The sequence below is a fragment of the Pseudomonas sp. GL_139_B genome (assembly GCF_057834475.1).
On record NZ_CM174403.1, the window covers coordinates 5538597 to 5558347 of the forward strand.

Consider the following 19751-nt stretch of genomic DNA (forward strand, 5'->3'; position numbering starts at 1 on the left):
AGCATAGCCACTGGACGCACAACGGTAGGAACCTTGGGACATGTTCCCTATAATGCGCGGTTCTTTGAATCACGTGATGACTCTGTCCATGGCCAAGAAGCTTTACATCGAAACCCACGGTTGCCAGATGAACGAGTACGACAGCTCGCGCATGGTCGACTTGCTGGGCGAACACCAGGCCCTGGAAGTCACCGCTCGCGCTGAAGACGCCGACGTGATCCTGCTCAATACCTGTTCGATCCGCGAGCGCGCCCAGGACCGGGTGTACTCCCAGCTCGGCCGCTGGCGCGAATTGAAACTGGCCAACCCGGATATGGTGATCGCCGTCGGCGGTTGCGTGGCCAGTCAGGAAGGCGCCGCCATTCGTGATCGCGCACCGTATGTCGACGTGGTCTTCGGCCCGCAAACCCTGCATCGCCTACCGGAAATGATCGACGCCGCCCGCGCCACCAGATTGCCGCAAGTTGATGTCTCGTTCCCGGAAATCGAAAAATTCGACCATTTGCCCGAGCCGCGCATCGATGGCCCGAGTGCCTATGTGTCGGTCATGGAAGGTTGCAGCAAGTACTGCACCTTCTGCGTGGTGCCCTATACCCGTGGCGAAGAAGTCAGCCGCCCGTTCGACGACGTGATTGCCGAGATCATTCACCTGGCCGAAAACGGCGTGCGCGAAGTGACGCTACTGGGGCAGAACGTCAACGGTTATCGCGGCACTACGCACGACGGGCGTTTGGCTGATCTGGCCGAACTGATCCGCGTTGTGGCCGCTGTCGATGGCATCGACCGGATTCGCTACACCACGTCGCACCCGCTGGAATTTTCCGACAGCCTGATCCAGGCCCACGCCGATGTGCCGGAGCTGGTGAAACATCTGCACCTGCCAGTGCAATCGGGTTCGGACCGGATTCTCTCGGCGATGAAGCGCAACCACACCGCGCTGGAATACAAATCCAAACTGCGCAAATTGCGGGCTGCCGTGCCGGGCATTTGCATCAGTTCGGACTTTATCGTCGGCTTCCCGGGCGAAACCGAAAAAGACTTCGAGCAGACCATGAAGTTGATCGAGGACGTTGGCTTCGACTTCTCCTATTCGTTCGTCTACAGCCAACGCCCTGGCACTCCGGCTGCCGACCTGGCCGATGAAACGCCCGAAGAACTGAAAAAAGAGCGGCTGAACGCCCTGCAACATCGCCTGAACCAGCAAGGTTTCGAGATCAGCCGACAAATGGTCGGTTCGATCCAGCGGATTCTGGTCACCGATTATTCGAAAAAGGACCCCGGCGAACTGCAAGGCCGGACCGAAAACAACCGTATCGTCAACTTCCGCTGTGACAATCCGACCTTGATCGGCCAGTTCGCCGACGTGCACATCGATGCCGCACAACCGCACTCACTGCGGGGCTCGCTCATTCAATAACACCACACATCACCGTAGGAGCCGAGCTTGCTCGCGATGACACCAGGTCAGACGACAATCATGTTGAATGCCAGGCAGCCATCGCGAGCAAGCTCGGCTCCTACAGAGATAGTGTTTGTGGTTGGGATATTTAAGAGCTTTCCCACCCAGCCCACTGGCGTTATCCTTGATTTCATCTTAATTGCCCCAGGGCGGCTAAATACGACCTTGAACGCACCCATAGAACCACATCGTTTCATCCTCGAGCCCTTTGAGGCTCGCCGCTTCGCCAATCTGTGCGGGCAATTCGACGAGCATCTGCGCTTGATCGAACAGCGCCTGACCATCGAGATCCGCAACCGCGGAAACCAGTTCGAATTGATCGGCGAGCCCAAACACACTACCTCCGCGGAAAACCTCCTGCGCCGCCTGTACCGGGAAACCAAAGGTACCGAGCTGTCGCCGGATATGGTTCACCTGTTCCTGCAGGAATCGGCCGTCGAAGAGCTGGACAATGTGTCCCCGTCCGAACCCTCCGTAGCGCTGCGCACCAAAAAAGGCATGATTCGCCCTCGCGGCTTGAATCAGCTGCGTTACGTGAAGGAAATTCTCGGCAACGACATCAATTTCGGCATCGGCCCTGCCGGTACTGGCAAGACCTATCTGGCCGTTGCCTGCGCGGTAGACGCATTGGAGCGCGAGCAGATTCGCCGCATCCTGCTGGTTCGCCCGGCAGTTGAAGCCGGCGAGAAGCTCGGCTTCCTGCCCGGCGACTTGTCGCAAAAGATCGACCCGTACCTGCGCCCGCTCTACGACGCTCTCTACGAAATGCTCGGCTTCGAACATGTAGCCAAGCTGATCGAGCGCCAGGTCATCGAAGTTGCGCCGCTGGCATACATGCGCGGCCGCACTCTGAACAACAGCTTCATCATCCTCGACGAAAGCCAGAACACCACCGTCGAACAAATGAAGATGTTCCTGACCCGTATCGGCTTTGGCTCCACCGCGGTCATCACCGGTGACATCACCCAGGTCGACCTGCCCAAAGGCACCAAGTCCGGGCTGCACCATGTGATCGAGGTACTCAAAGACGTGCCGGGTATCAGCTTCACCCATTTCATGCCCAAGGACGTTGTGCGCCATCCACTGGTGCAGCGCATCGTCGAAGCCTACGAGCGCTTCGAGAACCGCGTGGCCGAAGAAGCCCCCAAGGACCACCGCCGCGATGCTTGAGCTTGATCTGCAACGGGCGACGCAAGCGTCCGCCCCCACTGAAGCCGAGTTCCGTCAATGGTGCGAACTGGCCCTGCGCCAGCGCACTGCCGATTCAGAGATGACCATTCGCCTGGTCGACGAAGAAGAAGGCCGCGAACTGAATCACACCTGGCGGCAAAAGGATTACGCCACTAACGTTCTATCATTCCCCGCCGATGTACCCGATGAGTTTCTGGATATCCCGCTGCTGGGCGATCTGGTGATCTGCGTGGCCGTGGTTGAGCGCGAAGCCGCCGAACAAGGCAAGGAACTGAAGGCCCATTGGGCACATCTGGTCATTCACGGCTGCTTGCATCTGCTGGGTTACGACCATATAGATGACGACGAAGCCGAAGAAATGGAAGCACTGGAACGAACGTTGCTTGCTGAATTGGGCTATCCGGACCCGTACGCGGACGACGAAACCGAAACATCCCCTATTGTTACAACAAAGGATTCAGAGTAATCGCTATGAGCGAAGATCGATCGAGCAACGGGCAGAAGTCTTGGCTGGGTAAGCTCACCCAGGCTTTTGCCCACGAGCCGAAAAACCGTCAGGAGCTGCTGGAGCTCCTGCGCGATGCACACCAGAACAAACTGTTGGACAGCGAAGCGCTGGCCATCGTCGAAGGCGCCATCCAGGTTGCGGACCTGCAAGTACGGGACATCATGGTCCCGCGCTCGCAAATGGTCAGCATCAAGGCGACCCAGACCCCTCGCGAGTTCCTGCCCGCCGTGGTTGACTCGGCCCACTCCCGTTACCCGGTCATCGGCGAAAGCCACGATGACGTGATGGGTGTGTTGCTGGCCAAGGACTTGCTGCCGTTGATCCTCAAGGAGAATGGCGACCGCTTCAACATCAAGGACCTGCTGCGCCCGGCCACCTTCGTGCCCGAGTCCAAGCGCCTGAATGTGCTGCTGCGTGAATTTCGCGCCAACCACAACCACATGGCCATCGTCATTGACGAGTACGGCGGTGTGGCTGGGCTGGTGACCATCGAAGACGTGCTGGAACAAATCGTCGGCGACATCGAAGACGAGCACGACGTCGAAGAAGACAGCTACATCAAGCCGCTACCCAGCGGTGACTTCTTGATCAAGGCCCTGACGCCGATCGAAAACTTCAACGAGTTCTTCGACAGCGAGTTCTCTGACGATGAGTTTGATACCGTCGGTGGCTTGGTGATGAGCGCGTTCGGGCACTTGCCAAAACGCAACGAAATCACTGAAATCGGCCCTTATCGCTTCCGCATCCTGAACGCCGACAGCCGGCGAATTCACTTGCTACGCCTGACCCCTATTGCCCGTTAAGGATTGACATGCTCCGCGTAACCCGCCCCGGCTGGCCCGGTAACCTGCTGGCCGTGGCGGCCGGTGCACTCACCACCCTGGCCTTGGCGCCGTTCGATATCTGGCCACTGGCGTTGCTGGCAGTCGGTTTCTTTTACGCCGGTTTACGCGAACTGAATCCTCGTCAGGCCTTGGGCCGTGGCTGGTGTTTCGGTTTTGGCCTGTTTGGCGCCGGCACCAGCTGGATCTACTACAGCATTCATAACTTCGGTGGCGCATCAGTGCTGCTAGCGGGATTGCTGATGCTGGCCTTCACAGCCGCGATTGCCTGGTTCTTCGCCCTGCCAGCCTGGATTTGGGCGCGCTGGTTGCGTCGCAATGAAGCGCCGTTGGCGGATGCTTTGGCATTTGCGGCGCTGTGGGTTGGCCAGGAAGCGTTTCGCGGCTGGTTCCTCACTGGTTTCCCATGGCTCTATTCCGGCTACAGCCAGCTTGATGGCCCATTGGCCGGACTCGCGCCCTTGGGCGGGATGTGGCTGATTTCCTTCACCCTCGCCCTGACCGCCGCGCTGATCTACAACGCATTACGCCTGGTGCGCACCGGGCGCAAAGGGTTTATCGCGGCTGGCGCGTTGCTGCTGATCGGCCCGTGGGTGGCTGGCGTGGCACTGAAAGAACACGCCTGGACCAGCCCGGCGGGTCCACCGCTCAGCGTCGCAGCGATTCAAGGCAATATCGAGCAAAGCATGAAGTGGGACCCGGCGCAGCTCAATGCGCAATTGGGGCTGTACCGCGACATGAGTTTTCGCTCCAAGCGCGTCGACCTGTTGATCTGGCCGGAAACCGCCGTGCCGGTGCTCAAGGAGCACGCAGAGGACTATCTGACCATGATGGGCAACTTCGCCGCCCAGCGTAATTCGGCGCTGATTACCGGCGTTCCGATCCGTCAGGAAGTGCATCACGAAAAACGCTTCTTCAACGGCATTACGGTAGTCGGTGAAGGCGATGGCACCTACCTCAAGCAGAAACTGGTGCCGTTTGGCGAATACGTGCCGCTGCAGGATGTACTGCGCGGGCTGATCGCGTTCTTCGACCTGCCAATGTCCGACTTCGCACGCGGGCCGGCCGATCAGCCGATGCTGCAGGCCAAGGGTTATCAGATTGCGCCATTCATCTGCTACGAAGTGGTCTACCCGGAATTCGCCGCCAGCCTCGCGGCCCGCAGTGACTTGCTGCTGACCATCAGCAACGACACCTGGTTCGGCACCTCCATCGGCCCGCTGCAACATTTACAGATGGCGCAGATGCGCGCGCTTGAGGCGGGCCGCTGGATGATCCGCGCCACCAACAACGGCGTTTCCGGGCTGATTAATCCGTTTGGCCAGATTACCGCGCAGATCCCGCAATTCGAACGCGGCATCCTATACGGCGAAGTCGTGCCGATGCACAACCTGACGCCTTACCTGCAATGGCGCTCGTGGCCGCTGATCATCGTTTGCGTGCTGTTGCTTGGCTGGGCGTTGATTGCCAGCCGGATGGCCAAGACCGTTTAAGTATTGCGGCGTCTGAAAAATTCGCAGACTCGTTTCACTCGACAGCGCCTACAGGGGATTGCGTACTCTGTAGGAGCTGTCGAGTGAAACGAGGCTGCAATCTTTTGATCTTCAGCGATAGAAAAGCGAATACCCGATCTGCCCCACCGCCTCATTCAGCAATTGCCCGGACTGCCAGATCGACTTGAATTCCGGCATCCAGCCGCCCAACGGTCGGGCATTGTCCACGCCTAAAAACCCTATTGGCGCGGGCACCACTTCAAATCCTGCTTTCTGGAAACTCCAGACAGACCGCGGCATGTGCCAGGCCTGAGTCACGATCACGACCCGCTTGATACCCTGAGGCAATAACACTTCGGCACTGAACTGCGCGTTCTCCCACGTCGTGCGACTGCGCCCTTCCTGCCAGCGTACCGTCACGCCGAAATCATCGAGCAGTGAGTCCGCCATCAACTTCGCTTCGGTGGGTGGTGTGCCGTAATGCAGACCACCGCTGGTCAGAACCGGCAAACCGGAAGCCTTGGCCAGACGCGCCGCATAACGCTCGCGCTCCAACCCTACACCTGTCGGTTGGTCGGCGCCCCAGGCCAGGTCGCCGCGTTCACGCCCGGAACCCAACACCACAATGGCGTCCGCGCGCTGCCCTAGCGTCGCCCACTCGTCGCGTGCCAGCGGCGGTTCGCGCTCAAGCGCTTTAGCGCTCCACTGCACCACCACAGGCAAACTCATCAGCCAGAAGCCACCGAAACCCAAGACAAAGCACACACCCGCAAGCCTTGGCCTTGAGCGGCGCAACCACCACGCCAGCATCAGCAACAGCAACAGCAGGCCGGGGGGCAAAAAAAGTTGTTTCACGAAATATCGAAAAGGCATCGAGCATCTCCAGAGATGCCCGAAGCCTAAGTGGGTTGACGCAAAGCGACAACAAATACGGAAGGACTACGCTATGGAATGGGTCAAATGAAGAGGCCAATAGCTCAAGCGCCCTTATTTGAATTGCAGAGACCGGACCTTTACCGCATCCCTGCCAGGTACCTTATCCTTGAGCCAGATGATTTTGGCCGAACGTGGTGCATCGAGTTGCTGCACTGCTGCTGACAGGCATCCACGTGTTTCACGTTCACTGCGATCCAGATAGGCTTTGACCAATTCAAACTCTGCGGGACTAAGACCACGCAGTTCCAGCTCAAGGGGACGCTCATCGCGCAGCCGACCAGCAGTTTTTGCAGCGTCCAGAGCCATTCCCAGACGATCAATCAGTCTTTCGTACAGTTCCGGTTTTGTAGCTTTTTGCCGTGACTCAACCATCCCTCACCTCATTGAAGATATGACTCGCTCCCCATTTAGAGCTTAGCTTCCATGAACAAACCGGCTGAACACTGCGACCAACGGCCCCCGCAGCCATTTTTACAAGACGCGCGGCCGTAATCAGGGTTTCCCTCGGTAGAGTGCGGTCATGTATGCTACGGCGCTTCCTGTAACTCCACTTCCAGCTCGTCTGGGCACCGAAACGCCGATTTGGCTGATCACCGTCCAGCGTCGCATTGAAGAGGATTAGGCCACCCCTATTCAGTTCAAAAGTAGCCATGCACGAACAATATCAGCCCCGTGAAATCGAAGCCGCCGCCCAGTCATTCTGGGATGAGCAAAAGTCCTTTGAAGTCAGTGAACAGCCAGGCAAGGAGACGTTCTACTGCCTGTCGATGTTCCCTTACCCCAGCGGCAAGCTACACATGGGGCACGTGCGTAACTACACCATCGGCGACGTGATTTCCCGCTATCAGCGCATGCAAGGCAAGAACGTTCTACAACCCATGGGTTGGGATGCCTTCGGCATGCCGGCGGAAAACGCCGCGATGAAGAACAACGTAGCGCCCGCCAAGTGGACCTACGAAAACATCGCCTACATGAAATCCCAGCTGCGCAGCCTGGGCCTGGCGGTGGACTGGTCACGTGAAGTGACCACCTGCAAGCCGGATTACTATCGCTGGGAACAATGGCTGTTCACTCGCCTGTTCGAAAAAGGCGTGATCTACAAAAAAAGCGGCACCGTGAACTGGGACCCGGTCGACCAGACCGTTCTGGCGAACGAACAAGTGATCGACGGTCGCGGCTGGCGTTCCGGCGCGCTGATCGAGAAGCGCGAAATTCCGATGTACTACTTCAAGATCACCGCTTACGCGGATGAGCTGCTGGAGAGCCTCGACGAACTGACTGGCTGGCCTGAACAGGTCAAGACCATGCAGCGCAACTGGATCGGCAAGTCCCGCGGAATGGAAGTGCAGTTCCCGTACAACATCGATTCCATCGGCGAAGCCGGCGCGCTCAAAGTGTTCACCACCCGACCGGACACCCTGATGGGCGCCACCTACGTTGCCGTGGCCGCCGAACACCCTTTGGCCACCCTGGCCGCGCAGAACAATCCTGAGCTGCAAGCATTCATCGCTGAATGCAAGGGCGGCAGCGTCGCTGAAGCCGACGTCGCCACCCAAGAGAAAAAAGGCCTGCCGACCTCGTTGTTCGTCGAGCACCCGTTGACCGGCGAAAAACTGCCGGTATGGGTCGCCAACTATGTGCTGATGCACTACGGCGATGGCGCGGTCATGGCTGTCCCGGCGCACGACGAACGTGATTTCGAATTCGCCACCAAGTACAACCTGCCGATCAAGTCCGTGGTGCGCACCAGTACAGGTGATACCAACCCGGCTCCGTGGCAGGACGCTTATGGCGAGCACGGCACGCTGATCAATTCCGGCGAGTTCGACGGCCTCGATTTCGCCGGCGCGTTTGACGCCATTGAAGTCGCGCTGATCAAGAAAAACCTTGGCGCTTCGCGCACCCAGTTCCGTCTGCGCGACTGGGGCATCAGCCGCCAGCGCTATTGGGGTTGCCCGATCCCGATTATCCACTGCACTACCTGCGGTGATGTGCCGGTGCCGGAAGACCAATTGCCTGTTGTGCTGCCGGAAGACGTCGTACCCGACGGTGCCGGTTCGCCACTGGCGCGCATGCCCGAGTTCTACGAGTGCAGCTGCCCGAAATGTGGACAGCCTGCCAAGCGTGAAACCGACACCATGGACACCTTCGTCGAGTCCTCGTGGTACTACGCCCGTTACGCCTCGCCCCACTATGAAGGCGGTCTGGTGGAAAAATCAGCGGCCGACCATTGGTTGCCGGTGGATCAGTACATCGGCGGCATCGAACACGCGATTCTTCACCTGCTGTACGCGCGCTTCTTCCACAAGCTGATGCGCGACGAAGGCCTGGTGAGCTCCAACGAGCCGTTCAAGAACCTGCTGACCCAAGGCATGGTGATCGCCGAGACTTACTATCGTCGCGAAGCCAATGGCGCCTACACCTGGTTCAACCCGGCGGACGTGGAACTTGAGCGTGACAGCAAGGCCAAGGTCATTAGCGCCAAGCTGATCGTGGACGGCCTGCCGGTGGAAATCGGCGGCACTGAAAAGATGGCCAAGTCAAAGAACAACGGCGTTGACCCACAGTCGATGATTGACCAGTTCGGCGCCGATACCTGCCGCCTGTTCATGATGTTTGCCTCGCCACCGGACATGAGCGCGGAATGGTCCGACTCCGGCGTGGAAGGTTCGCACCGCTTCCTCAAGCGCGTCTGGCGTCTGGCTCAAGCTCACGTTACTCAGGGCCTGCCGGGCAAACTGGACATCGCCAGCCTGAACGACGAGCAGAAAACCATTCGCCGCTCGATTCATCTGGCCATCAAGCAGGCCAGCCACGACGTCGGCCAGAACCACAAATTCAACACCGCCATCGCTCAGGTGATGACACTGATGAACGTGCTGGAAAAAGCCCCGCAAGGCACCGAACAAGATCGCGCGCTGGTTCACGAAGGACTGGAAGCCGTGACTCTGCTGTTGGCTCCGATCACCCCGCACATCTGCCACGAGCTGTGGAACCAACTGGGTCACGCCGATCCTGTGATCGACGCAGGGTGGCCAGTGCTGGATGAAAGCGCTTTGGTGCAGGACAGCCTGACACTGGTGATTCAGGTCAACGGCAAGCTGCGCGGCCAGATCGAAATGCCGGCCAGCGCGACACGCGAAGAAGTCGAGGCTGCTGCCCGCATCAACGAAAACGTCCTGCGCTTTGTCGACGGCCTGACGATTCGCAAAGTGATCGTCGTGCCCGGGAAACTGGTCAATATCGTCGCCAGCTAACTGGACCAGGCGCCGGGCCATGCCCGGCGCCGAGTAAAACCTTTCGGGCCGCCAGATCGGCCCACATGGTTTCAAGGGGAGCAACAAAATGATCAAACGCAATCTGCTGGTGATGGGCCTTGCGGTCCTGTTGAGCGCCTGCGGTTTCCAGCTGCGCGGCACCGGCACCACCGAACTGGCGATCAAAGAGCTCGACCTGAGCGCCCGCAATGCCTACGGCGAAACCGTGGCGCAACTGCGTCAGGCGCTGGAAGGCAATGGCGTCAAGGTCTACACGGGCGCACCTTACAAACTGGTGCTGACCAATGAGCAGGACAGCCAGCGCATCCTCAGCTACACAGGCGGTGGTGGTACCGGCGAATATGAAGCGGTCACCGTGTTGAACTACGACATTCGTGGGGCACATAACCTGCCGCTGATGAGCGACAAGATCGAAGTGCGCAAGATCTATGTTCACGACGGCAACAACCTGCTGGGTTCCGACCAGGAAGCTAGCGGCATCCGCAACGAAAATCGCCGCGAGCTGATTCAACGCATGATCCTGCGTTTGCAACAGATCACCCCGGCGCAGCTGGACCAACTGCAGCAGACCGCCGAAGCCAAGGCCAAGGCCGAAGCCCAGGCGCTGGAAGCCGCACAGAAGGCTGAAGCGAATACTCCGCGCCAGTCGCCTGTCCAGATTCCTAAGCAGTAAGACTTTCGGGGCGTTCCGGCGCCCCGTTTGGCCCCTCTTATGAAACTTGCCCCCGCCCAACTCGGTAAACACCTGCAAGGTGCCCTCGCGCCGGTCTATATCATCAGTGGCGATGACCCGCTGCTGTGCCAGGAAGCGGCCGATGCCATTCGCGCGGCTGCGCGACAACAGGGCTTCGACGAACGTCAGGTCTTCGCCGCCGACGCCAGTTTCGACTGGGGCACGTTGTTGCAGGCGGGGGCAAGCATGTCGCTGTTTGCCGAAAAGCGCCTGCTGGAACTGCGCCTCCCATCCGGTAAACCCGGTGACAAAGGCGCCGCCGCGTTCATCGAGTACTGCTCGCGCCCGGCCGAAGACACGATATTGCTGATCAGCCTGCCCAAGCTTGACGCCAGCGCGCAGAAAACCAAGTGGGGCAAGGCGCTGGTCGAAGGTCAGCACACTCAGTTCGTGCAGATCTGGCCGGTAGATGCTAACCAGTTGCCAAGCTGGATCCGCCAGCGTCTATCTCAAGCCGGATTGTCCGCCAGCCAGGACGCCGTCGAACTGATTGCAGCCCGCGTCGAGGGCAATTTACTCGCCGCCGCGCAAGAAATCGAAAAGCTCAAATTGATGGCCGAAGGTGGGCAGATCACCGTCGAGACCGTACAGGCTGCCGTGGCCGACAGTGCACGTTTCGACGTATTCGGCCTGACCGACGCCATTCTCAATGGCGAAGCGGCACACGCGCTACGCATGCTGGAAGGGCTGCGCGGTGAAGGTGTCGAACCACCGGTGATTCTCTGGGCCCTGGCCCGGGAACTGCGCCTGTTGGCCAACCTGTCGCTGCAATACAGCCAGGGCGTGCCGCTGGATAAGGCGTTCAGCTCGGCCCGACCACCCATTTGGGACAAGCGCAAACCGCTAATGAGCAAGGCGCTGCAACGCTACTCGGCGCAACGCTGGGCACAGTTGCTGCTGGAGGCGCAACGGATCGACGCACAGATCAAAGGCCAGGCAGCCGGTTCGCCGTGGATGAGCCTCAGTCGACTGTCGCTGTTGATGGCCGGCCAACGCCTGACTTTGCCTTCCGAGTAAACACTCCCCTGTAGCAGCGAAAGGTCCTACACAATGTGGGGACTAGACAGAACCACAAGTTCGACCGATGATTTGCCCCGCAAAAACCACTCACTTGCGAGACATCATCATGAGCAAAAAGCCATCAACGCACGGCCCCAACAAAGCTAAATCCATTATCGCCCAACCATTGTTCCGCAGCCGTCAGGAACGAGCCGGCAAGGGCAAAGGCAGCTACCGCCGCGAAGCCTTCCAGTCTAATAGCTGGGAGGCTTCTTACTTTCTGGCTGCATAAAGCAGAACACCCCTTCTACATGTTAAGGTCTGTACCTGAATCGATTGCCCTGGACCTGTGCATGCCCCTTTGTCTTTCCCGTCGCTGGCCCGTTCGCCAACTGATCGCTGCCTCCAGCCTCATTTTGCTTGTCGCTTGCGCGGAAAAACCGACCGCCGCCGACGCCCAGCCGCTCAAAACCCTTCCTGTCGCGACAACCCCTATAGTCATTTCGCCCGCGGTGCCGACGGATGAAACCCCTGATATCCAACCCACCCAATCGTTCGCCGAATGGCAAGCGGGTTTCCGCAAAGACGCACTGGCCGCCGGTATCCGCGCCGATCTGTTCGACCGCGCCTTCGCCAATGTCAGCTTCGACCCCAGCGTGATCCGTGCCGATCGCAGCCAGCCGGAATTTTCCCGTCCGGTGTGGGAATACCTCGACGGCGCCCTTTCACCGGTGCGAGTCCGCAAAGGCCAAGCGCTGATCAGCGAAAACGCTGCCATCCTGCAAAGCATCGAACAGCGTTATGGCGTCGACCGCCAGGCGCTGGTGTCGGTATGGGGCATGGAGAGTAACTTCGGTCAGTTCCAGGGCAACAAGTCAGTCATCAACTCGCTGGCAACCCTGGCGTACGAAGGACGGCGCCCGGGCTTTGCACACGATCAACTGATCGCCGCCCTGCAAATCCTGCAACAAGGCGACATCACCCCCGAGAAAATGCTCGGCTCCTGGGCCGGCGCCATGGGCCAGACCCAGTTTATCCCGACGACGTACAACACCCACGCAGTGGACTTCGACGGTGATGGCCGCCGCGACATCTGGAACAGCCCCGCCGATGCACTGGCCTCGACTGCGCACTATTTGCAAAGCTCTGGCTGGCAAAAAGGCCAGCCGTGGGGCTTTGAAGTGCGCCTGCCAAGCAATTTCAACTACATTCTGGCCGATGGCACGATTCGCAAAAGCATCGCCGAGTGGCAGCAACTTGGGGTCACCCTGCCACAGGGTGCCCACGTTCCTTCGGGTGCCGACAACCTCTCCGCGGCCCTGTTGCTGCCGGCCGGTTATCGCGGCCCTGCGTTCCTGGTCCTCGACAACTTCCGCGCGATTCTCAAGTACAACAACTCTTCGTCCTATGCGTTGGCCGTAAGTTTGTTGTCCGAACGCTTCGACGGTGCAGGACTGATCAGCGGCAGCTGGCCCAAAGATGACTTGCCGTTGAGCCGCACCGAGCGCATGGAATTGCAAAGCCTGCTGAGTGCCCAAAACTACGACGCGGGCACCCCGGACGGAATTATCGGTGCCAACACGCGCAAGGCGATTCGCAGTGCACAGCAGTCGTTTGGCTGGCCGGCGGATGGGTATCCGACGCACAAGTTGCTGGAAGGACTGCGTAGCCGCTAAAAGCATCGCGAGCAGGCTCGCTCCCACAGGTGATCTTCGTCGTGACATAGATCCAATGTGGGAGCGTGGCTTGCCCGCGATAGCAGACTATTAGCGACGAAACTCTAGCGCCTGACCACGACATCCTGCTCCAACAGCAACTCCTTCTTCCCCGCATCCAATCGAACCAGTGCCCCCATCGGCAATGTCAGGTTCGGATCACAATGTCCGCTACGCCACCCGGCCAGCACCGGAATCCGCAAGGGTTCAAAAGTCTGCTTGAGCAACCCCTCCAGCGCTACCGCATCGACCCCAGCCACATCCCCCACCAACACCCCACGAAGCTTGCCCAGCGCGCCAGCCAGCCGCAGATGGGTCAGTAGCCGGTCAATGCGATACAGCGGCTCGTTGACGTCCTCGATCAGCAGGATGACGCCCTCGGCGTCCAGTTCGTACGGCGTGCCCATGGTCGCGGCAATCATCGACAGGTTGCCACCCAGCAAGCGCCCGTGAGCGATGCCTGGCTCAATCGTGGTCAATGGCCAGGCCACCGGATGCGTGAGCACACTGCCGGCCTTCACTTGCCCTCTGAGCATGTTGAAAAACGACGACTCGGTAGGCTTCTGCTTGTCGCCCAGCAAATCGGCATTGAGCAGCGGGCCATGAAAGGTCACAAAACCGGCATAACGGCTGATTGCCAGGTGCAGCGCCGTGATGTCGCTGTAGCCGATGAACGGTTTGGCGTTGTTTTGCAGCAGTTCGAAATCGATACGGTCGAGCAACCGCGGTGTGCCATAACCACCGCGCAGGCAAATGATGGCATCCACCTCAGGATCAGCGAACGCCGCGTGCAGATCATTGAGCCGCACCTCGTCACTGCCGGCCAGATAGCCATCTTGTTCATAGACCCCGGGAAACACCCGCAACGCATAACCACGAGCGCGCATCCAGGCAATGGCTTTGTCGGTGTCCAGCCCGGCAGGGCCGGCGGGCGCGATCACGCCGATCAACCCTTGCGAAGGCAGGGCCGGAACAGGTTTGTGCGGATACAACGTGTGGGTCGGTCGAACGGTCATCCATGAATCTCCCTGCGCGAAAATCTTCAGCACACAGTAGTCAGGAACGGGGACAAACAGAAGAGGGTCAGTCGCCCGCAGGTTGCAGGAAAAAACACTGGCTGGCGTAGGCCAGGCAAAAAAACGCCCGCAAAGCCTGAAAAGCCATGCGGGCGTCTTTTATGTCATCGCCAAATTACAAGGACGATATCAGCTCGGCTTTAACCAGCTTCGCTTGCTCGTCGGCGTGGTACGAAGAGCGTACCAGCGGGCCGGACGCGACGTTCTTGAAACCCATCTTGTAACCTTCCTCGGCGAACCAGGCGAAGGTGTCCGGGTGCACAAAACGCTGCACCGGCAAGTGGCTGCGGGACGGTTGCAGGTACTGGCCCAGGGTCAGCATGTCGATGTCGTGTTCGCGCATGCGCTTCATGACTTCGATGACTTCTTCATCGGTTTCGCCCAGGCCCAGCATCAGGCCGGATTTGGTTGGAATGTGCGGCATCATCTGCTTGAAGCGTTGCAGCAGGGTCAGCGACCACTGATAGTCCGAACCCGGACGCGCAGCCTTGTACAGGCGCGGCACGGTTTCCAGGTTGTGGTTGAACACATCTGGCGGCTCGGCCGCGGTGATTTCCAGCGCCACGTCCATACGGCCACGGTAGTCCGGAACCAGGGTTTCGAGCTGCACGTTCGGCGACAACTTGCGGATCTCGCGGATGCAGTCGGCAAAATGCTGGGCACCACCGTCACGCAGGTCGTCGCGGTCTACCGAGGTGATCACTACATATTTGAGTTTCAGGTCGGCGATAGCGATAGCCAGGCTTTCCGGCTCGTTGACGTCCAGTGGTTTCGGACGGCCGTGGCCAACGTCGCAGAACGGGCAGCGACGGGTGCAGATGTCGCCCATGATCATGAAGGTCGCGGTGCCACCGGAGAAGCACTCGCCCAGGTTCGGGCAGGAGGCTTCTTCACACACGCTGTGCAGCTTGTGTTTGCGCAGCAGGGCCTTGATGCGGTCGACTTCCGGGGAAACCGGTATGCGCACGCGAATCCAGTCGGGTTTCTTCGGCAATTCGGTGGTCGGAATGATCTTCACCGGGATACGTGCAACCTTCTCGGCGCCGCGCAGCTTGACGCCGGCTTCAACCTTGGCACGCGGGGCCGGACGCTCGGTAACATCAAGCGTCGGGATCATGGTTTGCACTGCATCAGTAGTCATATCAGTCGATTCCGCCCGTTAGGGTCGTCTGCTCAGCATAGTCGAGGTGTTTGACGAGCTGCGCGCGCAGCCGGGCACTTACCTCGGCAAATTCAATCGGTCCTGCGTGATCGCTCAGCTGGGTCATCGCCAGCCCGGCGTAACCGCAGGGATTAATCCGTCGAAACGGTTCCAGGTTCATGTCCACGTTCAGGGCCAGGCCATGAAAGGAACAACCGTGGCGGATCCGCAGCCCCAGGGACGCGATTTTCGCCCCATTGACGTAGACACCCGGCGCGTCTGGCTTGGCGGCGGCAGTGACGCCGTAACTCGCCAGCAGTTCGATCAGGCACAGCTCCATGCGGGTGACCAGGTCTCGCACGCCAAATCCCAACTTGCGTACATCCAGCAGCAGATAAGCCACCAGTTGGCCGGGCCCGTGATAAGTCACCTGCCCGCCTCGGTCGACCTGCACCACCGGAATATCTCCCGGCAGCAACAAGTGCTCGGCCTTTCCGGCCTGCCCCTGGGTGAACACTGGCGGGTGCTCGACCAGCCAGATCTCGTCGGCGGCCTCGGTGCCGCGTTCGTTGGTGAAGCGTTGCATGGCATGCCAGACCGGCTCGTAAGCCATCTGGCCGAGCTCACGAAAGCCCAGCGTGCCAGACATCACAACACCATGTGCACGAAGCCGGTAGCCCGCAGTTCGCTGTTGATGTTGTACAGCTGGTCCTGGTCGGTGGCGACGATGTGCAACTGGATGGTGGTGTATTTGCCGTTGCTGCTTTGGCGCTCGTCAACACGCTCATCGTTGATGGTGGCGTGTTTTCTGACGATATTGATGATCTTGTCCTTATTACCCACGCCGGTGTCGCTGATCACCTTAACCGGGTAATCAGTGGCAGGGAATTCGATCTTTGGCGCCTTTACTTCGGTATCGGTCATGGCGTAACGGCCTCGTAAGCGTAAGCCGTGGCGACGGGCATGACTCCGCGCCGGATCAGCGCGAAGTCATGCAGGTGCACACTGTATTCAGTTGAAGATGCTGTAGAAGAATAGACGGATGCTATCCCACATGCGGCGGAAGATACCACCTTCCTCGACAGCGTCCAGGGCGATCAGATCGGCGCTGTGCACCACTTTGTCGTCCAGTTTCACTTCGACTTTACCGATCACGTCGCCCTTGGCGATTGGCGCAACCAGTTGCGGGTTCATGGTCATGCTGGCAGCGAGCTTTTTCAACTGGCCTTTGGGCAGCGTCATGGTCAGGTCTTCAGCCAGACCGGCCTTGACTTGATTGGTCGCGCCTTTCCAGACAGGGGCCTGAGCCAGCTCGGCGCCCTTCTGATAGAAGGTCTGGGTTTCGAAGAAACGGAAACCGTAAGTCAGCAGTTTCTGGGTTTCGGCAGCACGAGCCACTTCACTGCTGGTGCCAAACACCACCGCGATCAGGCGCATGCCATCACGTACAGCCGAAGACACCATGCAGTAGCCGGCTTCGTCGGTGTGACCGGTTTTCAGGCCATCGACGGTCTTGTCGCGCCACAGCAGCAGGTTGCGGTTAGGTTGCTTGATGCCGTTCCAGAAGAACTCTTTCTGCGAGTAGATCGCATAGTGAGCCGGGTCTTCGTGGATGATCGCGCGCGCCAGCACCGCCATGTCGTGAGCCGACGAGTAGTGCTCAGGGTTCGGCAGACCGGTCGGGTTCATGAAATGGGTGTTGGTCATGCCCAGGTCGGCCACGGTTTTGTTCATCACGTCGGCGAAAGCATCTTCGCTGCCGGCGATGTGCTCGGAGAGCGCAACACTGGCGTCGTTACCCGACTGAATGATGATGCCGTGCAGCAGATCGCTGACAGTAACCTGCGAGCCGACCTTGATGAACATCCGCGAACCGCCGGTACGCCAGGCGTTTTCGCTGACGGTCACCGGATCGTTTTCGCCAATCTGGCCACGACGGATTTCCAGGGTCGCGATGTACGCGGTCATCAGCTTGGTCAGGCTGGCAGGTGGAAGACGCTGATCACCATTGTTCTCGACCAGCACGTTGCCGCTGCTGGCATCCATGAGCACATAGGCTTTGGCGGCCAGTTGTGGTGGAGCTGGCATCACCTCGACCGCGAACGCGGCTGGCGAGAGGAGCAGCGGGACTAACAGGAACAGGCGTTTGGCAAAGGTGGTGATGTTCATCCGTCTCTCGAAATCGCTAATGGAAACTGCCCAGGGGCAAAACTAATCAGACGGCCTTCTAACGGGCCATCGCGTGTTCAGTTGTTCACTCAGAACCCTTGCCGGGCTTTTGTTCTTTACGAGCCAACAACCAGGTCCGCCCCCCAAACAGCAAGCGAACCGTCAATCAAGTACTACGTATTACTCGGCGGTGACCAGGCTCGGCGAACCGAGATTGGCCATGCGCACGCTGTTCTGCACTTGCTGGATTTCACCCGGAGAACCGATCGGCCCCAGACGCACCCGATGCAGTGTCTGTTGGTTGCGCACTATCGAGCTGATGAACACCGGAGCGCTCACCATCCCGCTGAGCTTCGATCTCAGGAGTTCTGCAGCGTCCGGGTTGGCGAACGCGCCCACCTGCAGATACTGGCCAGAGGCTGGTACAGAAGCGTTTTTTTTTGCATCCAGCTGGACAGGCACGACAGCCGCGGCGTGTTGCTGCGCCGGTGGTGTCCATTGCTCGACGGTGCCGGCCGAAGCCGTAATTACCGGGGCGCTATTTTGCGCGACTTGAGGCTCGTTGAGCATCAAAGGCGCCGGACGGCCTTTTTGTGCCCACCACTGTTGCGGGTCGATACCCTCGACCTTGACCCGCGCCGTGCCGATTTCGGCGTAACCGAGCTTTTTGGCGGCGGCATAGGATAAGTCAATGATGCGGTCCGAATAAAACGGCCCACGGTCGTTGACCCGCAAAATCACGCTCTTGTTGTTGTCCAGGTTGGTCACCCGGACGTAACTCGGCAGTGGCAACGTCTTGTGCGCGGCACTCATGCCGTACAGGTCGTAGACCTCACCGTTGGCGGTATTCTGGCCGTGGAACTTGGTGCCATACCAGGACGCTGTGCCCGAGGCGACGTAAGTCTTGGACTCTTGCAGTGGAAAGTAGGTCTTGCCCAGCACCGTGTACGGGTTGGCCTTATAAGGGCCGGAGTGCAAGGTCGGGGTGGCATCCGGGATGCGTGATACGTCGACATCCCACCACGGCGCGCCATCTTTGTGGGCACGGTTGATGTCCAGCCCCGGCGTCGCGCGCACGGCGGTGGACGAGGATTTCTGAGCGGGTGCGCGACTGGTCGAACAACTGGCGAGCAGCACCGCCAACGCGGCGAAAGCCATGAGCTTCAGGGGTTTTTTCATCGGCAATGCCCGCATTACTTGACGCCCCGTGCTTGGACCAGCTGTTCAGACAGTTGATGTACGGCCATGGCGTACATCACGCTGCGGTTATAACGCGTGATCGCATAAAAATTATTCAGGCCCATCCAATACTCGGGGCCATTGTCACCTTCCAGGCGGAAAGCCGTGACCGGCATATCATCGCGCAGCGCATCATGACTTGACCACCCCAGAGCCCGCAACTCCCCTGCGGTTTTAGTCGGCTCAATGCCCGTGGTCAAACCGTCGTCCACCTGCTCGCCGCGGACATCGGCGCGACTGACCACCGGTTCGCCGGCGACCCAGCCGTGACGCTTGAAGTAACTGGCGACGCTTCCAATGGCATCGTCGGGATTGGTCCAGATATTAATGTGACCGTCACCGTCGAAGTCCACCGCATACGCACGAAAACTGCTCGGCATGAATTGCGGCAAGCCCATGGCACCCGCGTAGGAGCCCTTGAGAGTCAACGGATCGACCTGCTCTTCCCGGGCCAGCAGCAAGAATTCACGCAATTCCTTACGGAAGAACTCAGCCCGGGGAGGATAGTCGAAGCTCAGCGTCGACAATGCATCAATCACCCGGTAGTTGCCGGTATTACGCCCGAAAAAGGTTTCAACGCCGATGATCGAGACGATCACCTGCGCCGGTACACCGTATTCCTGCTCCGCGCGCGCCAGCACCGCTTCGTGCTGACGCCAGAAATCCACACCACGGGCGATACGCGCATCGGTGATGAACATCGGGCGGTATTCGTTCCATTGCTTGACCCGTTCGGCGGGTTTCGAAATCGCGTCCAGGATTGACTGCTTGCGCTCGGCTTCGCGGAACACGCCCATCAGCTGTTCGCCGGCGAAGCCGTAATCGCGGGTCATTTCACCGACGAATTCGGCTACCTGAGGTGAGCCTTCGTATTCGCCAGCCAACGCGCTCTGCGTTGTGCCAAGGATGCTTACCAGGCCGACCCATGGCGCGTATCGAGTCACCCAGCCACGCATTACTTGCATTGAAATC

The 19751-nt window shown here is 59.3% G+C and carries 19 protein-coding genes; 10 read left to right on the plus strand and 9 right to left on the minus strand.

Features of this window, described 5'->3' with window-relative positions:
• Window positions 1–88 precede the first annotated feature (88 nt).
• The 5 genes from miaB (at window position 89) to lnt (ending at window position 5493) form a co-directional block, all read left to right on the plus strand.
• Complete coding sequence (gene miaB, locus AC3ISI_RS25355; RefSeq protein WP_489334314.1) at window positions 89–1417, plus strand: tRNA (N6-isopentenyl adenosine(37)-C2)-methylthiotransferase MiaB; 1329 nt, start codon at window positions 89–91, stop codon at window positions 1415–1417.
• Window positions 1418–1624: 207 nt separating this feature from the next.
• A complete protein-coding gene (locus tag AC3ISI_RS25360; protein ID WP_033049346.1) occupies window positions 1625–2629 on the plus strand; it encodes a PhoH family protein in 1005 nt (334 codons plus the stop codon).
• Window positions 2622–3116 (plus strand): rRNA maturation RNase YbeY, encoded by a 495-nt coding sequence (ybeY, locus tag AC3ISI_RS25365; protein ID WP_489334315.1) that lies wholly within the window; start codon window positions 2622–2624, stop codon window positions 3114–3116. The genes AC3ISI_RS25360 and ybeY overlap by 8 nt, the downstream gene beginning before the upstream one ends.
• Window positions 3117–3121: 5 nt before the next feature.
• Window positions 3122–3961: a CorC family transporter gene (locus tag AC3ISI_RS25370; protein ID WP_223521987.1), complete on the plus strand. Its 840-nt coding sequence runs from the start codon at window positions 3122–3124 to the stop codon at window positions 3959–3961.
• Window positions 3962–3969: 8 nt separating this feature from the next.
• Window positions 3970–5493, plus strand: a complete 1524-nt coding sequence (lnt, locus tag AC3ISI_RS25375; RefSeq protein ID WP_489334316.1) for an apolipoprotein N-acyltransferase — start codon at window positions 3970–3972, stop codon at window positions 5491–5493.
• Window positions 5494–5604: 111 nt separating this feature from the next.
• On the opposite strand, the gene AC3ISI_RS25380 is transcribed toward lnt, so the two are convergent.
• On the minus strand, window positions 5605–6366 hold the full coding sequence (locus AC3ISI_RS25380; protein WP_489334317.1) for a YdcF family protein: 762 nt from the start codon (window positions 6364–6366) through the stop codon (window positions 5605–5607).
• A 114-nt stretch (window positions 6367–6480) separates the two neighbouring features.
• A complete protein-coding gene (locus AC3ISI_RS25385) occupies window positions 6481–6801 on the minus strand; it encodes a hypothetical protein (protein WP_489334318.1) in 321 nt (106 codons plus the stop codon).
• A 278-nt stretch (window positions 6802–7079) separates the two neighbouring features.
• On the opposite strand from AC3ISI_RS25385, the gene leuS reads away from it, so the two are divergent.
• From leuS to AC3ISI_RS25410, 5 genes are all read left to right on the plus strand, one after another.
• On the plus strand, window positions 7080–9686 hold the full coding sequence (leuS, locus tag AC3ISI_RS25390; RefSeq protein ID WP_489334319.1) for a leucine--tRNA ligase: 2607 nt from the start codon (window positions 7080–7082) through the stop codon (window positions 9684–9686).
• 88 nt (window positions 9687–9774) lie between these two features.
• On the plus strand, window positions 9775–10380 hold the full coding sequence (locus tag AC3ISI_RS25395; RefSeq protein WP_489334320.1) for an LPS-assembly lipoprotein LptE: 606 nt from the start codon (window positions 9775–9777) through the stop codon (window positions 10378–10380).
• A 39-nt stretch (window positions 10381–10419) separates the two neighbouring features.
• Complete coding sequence (gene holA, locus AC3ISI_RS25400) at window positions 10420–11457, plus strand: DNA polymerase III subunit delta (RefSeq protein ID WP_489334321.1); 1038 nt, start codon at window positions 10420–10422, stop codon at window positions 11455–11457.
• 109 nt (window positions 11458–11566) lie between these two features.
• A complete protein-coding gene (gene arfA / locus AC3ISI_RS25405) occupies window positions 11567–11731 on the plus strand; it encodes an alternative ribosome rescue factor ArfA (RefSeq protein ID WP_007946659.1) in 165 nt (54 codons plus the stop codon).
• A gap of 61 nt (window positions 11732–11792) precedes the next feature.
• On the plus strand, window positions 11793–13115 hold the full coding sequence (locus tag AC3ISI_RS25410; protein WP_489334322.1) for a lytic murein transglycosylase: 1323 nt from the start codon (window positions 11793–11795) through the stop codon (window positions 13113–13115).
• A 104-nt stretch (window positions 13116–13219) separates the two neighbouring features.
• Here the strand turns inward: AC3ISI_RS25410 and AC3ISI_RS25415 are convergent, their stop codons facing one another.
• The 7 genes from AC3ISI_RS25415 to mltB form a co-directional block, all read right to left on the minus strand.
• Window positions 13220–14170 carry a S66 peptidase family protein gene (locus AC3ISI_RS25415; RefSeq protein WP_489334323.1) on the minus strand — a complete coding sequence of 317 codons (951 nt, stop codon included), beginning with the start codon at window positions 14168–14170 and terminating at the stop codon, window positions 13220–13222.
• 175 nt (window positions 14171–14345) lie between these two features.
• Window positions 14346–15371 carry a lipoyl synthase gene (lipA, locus tag AC3ISI_RS25420; RefSeq protein ID WP_008035102.1) on the minus strand — a complete coding sequence of 342 codons (1026 nt, stop codon included), beginning with the start codon at window positions 15369–15371 and terminating at the stop codon, window positions 14346–14348.
• 1 nt (window position 15372) lies between these two features.
• On the minus strand, window positions 15373–16020 hold the full coding sequence (lipB, locus tag AC3ISI_RS25425; protein ID WP_123433427.1) for a lipoyl(octanoyl) transferase LipB: 648 nt from the start codon (window positions 16018–16020) through the stop codon (window positions 15373–15375).
• Entirely contained in the window at window positions 16020–16295 is a 276-nt protein-coding gene (locus AC3ISI_RS25430; RefSeq protein ID WP_223521967.1) for a DUF493 domain-containing protein, read from the minus strand. Before AC3ISI_RS25430 ends, lipB begins: the two co-directional genes overlap by 1 nt.
• A gap of 87 nt (window positions 16296–16382) precedes the next feature.
• Window positions 16383–17540: a D-alanyl-D-alanine carboxypeptidase family protein gene (locus AC3ISI_RS25435; protein ID WP_489334324.1), complete on the minus strand. Its 1158-nt coding sequence runs from the start codon at window positions 17538–17540 to the stop codon at window positions 16383–16385.
• Between the two features lie 180 nt (window positions 17541–17720).
• Window positions 17721–18734, minus strand: a complete 1014-nt coding sequence (locus AC3ISI_RS25440) for a septal ring lytic transglycosylase RlpA family protein (protein WP_489334325.1) — start codon at window positions 18732–18734, stop codon at window positions 17721–17723.
• Window positions 18734–19744, minus strand: a complete 1011-nt coding sequence (gene mltB / locus AC3ISI_RS25445) for a lytic murein transglycosylase B (protein ID WP_489334326.1) — start codon at window positions 19742–19744, stop codon at window positions 18734–18736. Before mltB ends, AC3ISI_RS25440 begins: the two co-directional genes overlap by 1 nt.
• Window positions 19745–19751 lie beyond the last annotated feature (7 nt).

Coding starts and splice junctions, on each gene's coding strand:
- miaB (WP_489334314.1), top strand. CDS start 89: ATGGCCAAGAAGCTTTACATCGAAACCCACGGTTGCCAGATGAACGAG.
- ybeY (WP_489334315.1), top strand. CDS start 2,622: ATGCTTGAGCTTGATCTGCAACGGGCGACGCAAGCGTCCGCCCCCACT.
- AC3ISI_RS25370 (WP_223521987.1), top strand. CDS start 3,122: ATGAGCGAAGATCGATCGAGCAACGGGCAGAAGTCTTGGCTGGGTAAG.
- lnt (WP_489334316.1), top strand. CDS start 3,970: ATGCTCCGCGTAACCCGCCCCGGCTGGCCCGGTAACCTGCTGGCCGTG.
- AC3ISI_RS25380 (WP_489334317.1), bottom strand. CDS start 6,366: ATGCCTTTTCGATATTTCGTGAAACAACTTTTTTTGCCCCCCGGCCTG.
- AC3ISI_RS25385 (WP_489334318.1), bottom strand. CDS start 6,801: ATGGTTGAGTCACGGCAAAAAGCTACAAAACCGGAACTGTACGAAAGA.
- leuS (WP_489334319.1), top strand. CDS start 7,080: ATGCACGAACAATATCAGCCCCGTGAAATCGAAGCCGCCGCCCAGTCA.
- AC3ISI_RS25395 (WP_489334320.1), top strand. CDS start 9,775: ATGATCAAACGCAATCTGCTGGTGATGGGCCTTGCGGTCCTGTTGAGC.
- holA (WP_489334321.1), top strand. CDS start 10,420: ATGAAACTTGCCCCCGCCCAACTCGGTAAACACCTGCAAGGTGCCCTC.
- arfA (WP_007946659.1), top strand. CDS start 11,567: ATGAGCAAAAAGCCATCAACGCACGGCCCCAACAAAGCTAAATCCATT.
- AC3ISI_RS25410 (WP_489334322.1), top strand. CDS start 11,793: ATGCCCCTTTGTCTTTCCCGTCGCTGGCCCGTTCGCCAACTGATCGCT.
- AC3ISI_RS25415 (WP_489334323.1), bottom strand. CDS start 14,170: ATGACCGTTCGACCGACCCACACGTTGTATCCGCACAAACCTGTTCCG.
- lipA (WP_008035102.1), bottom strand. CDS start 15,371: ATGACTACTGATGCAGTGCAAACCATGATCCCGACGCTTGATGTTACC.
- lipB (WP_123433427.1), bottom strand. CDS start 16,020: ATGTCTGGCACGCTGGGCTTTCGTGAGCTCGGCCAGATGGCTTACGAG.
- AC3ISI_RS25430 (WP_223521967.1), bottom strand. CDS start 16,295: ATGACCGATACCGAAGTAAAGGCGCCAAAGATCGAATTCCCTGCCACT.
- AC3ISI_RS25435 (WP_489334324.1), bottom strand. CDS start 17,540: ATGAACATCACCACCTTTGCCAAACGCCTGTTCCTGTTAGTCCCGCTG.
- AC3ISI_RS25440 (WP_489334325.1), bottom strand. CDS start 18,734: ATGCGGGCATTGCCGATGAAAAAACCCCTGAAGCTCATGGCTTTCGCC.
- mltB (WP_489334326.1), bottom strand. CDS start 19,744: ATGCAAGTAATGCGTGGCTGGGTGACTCGATACGCGCCATGGGTCGGC.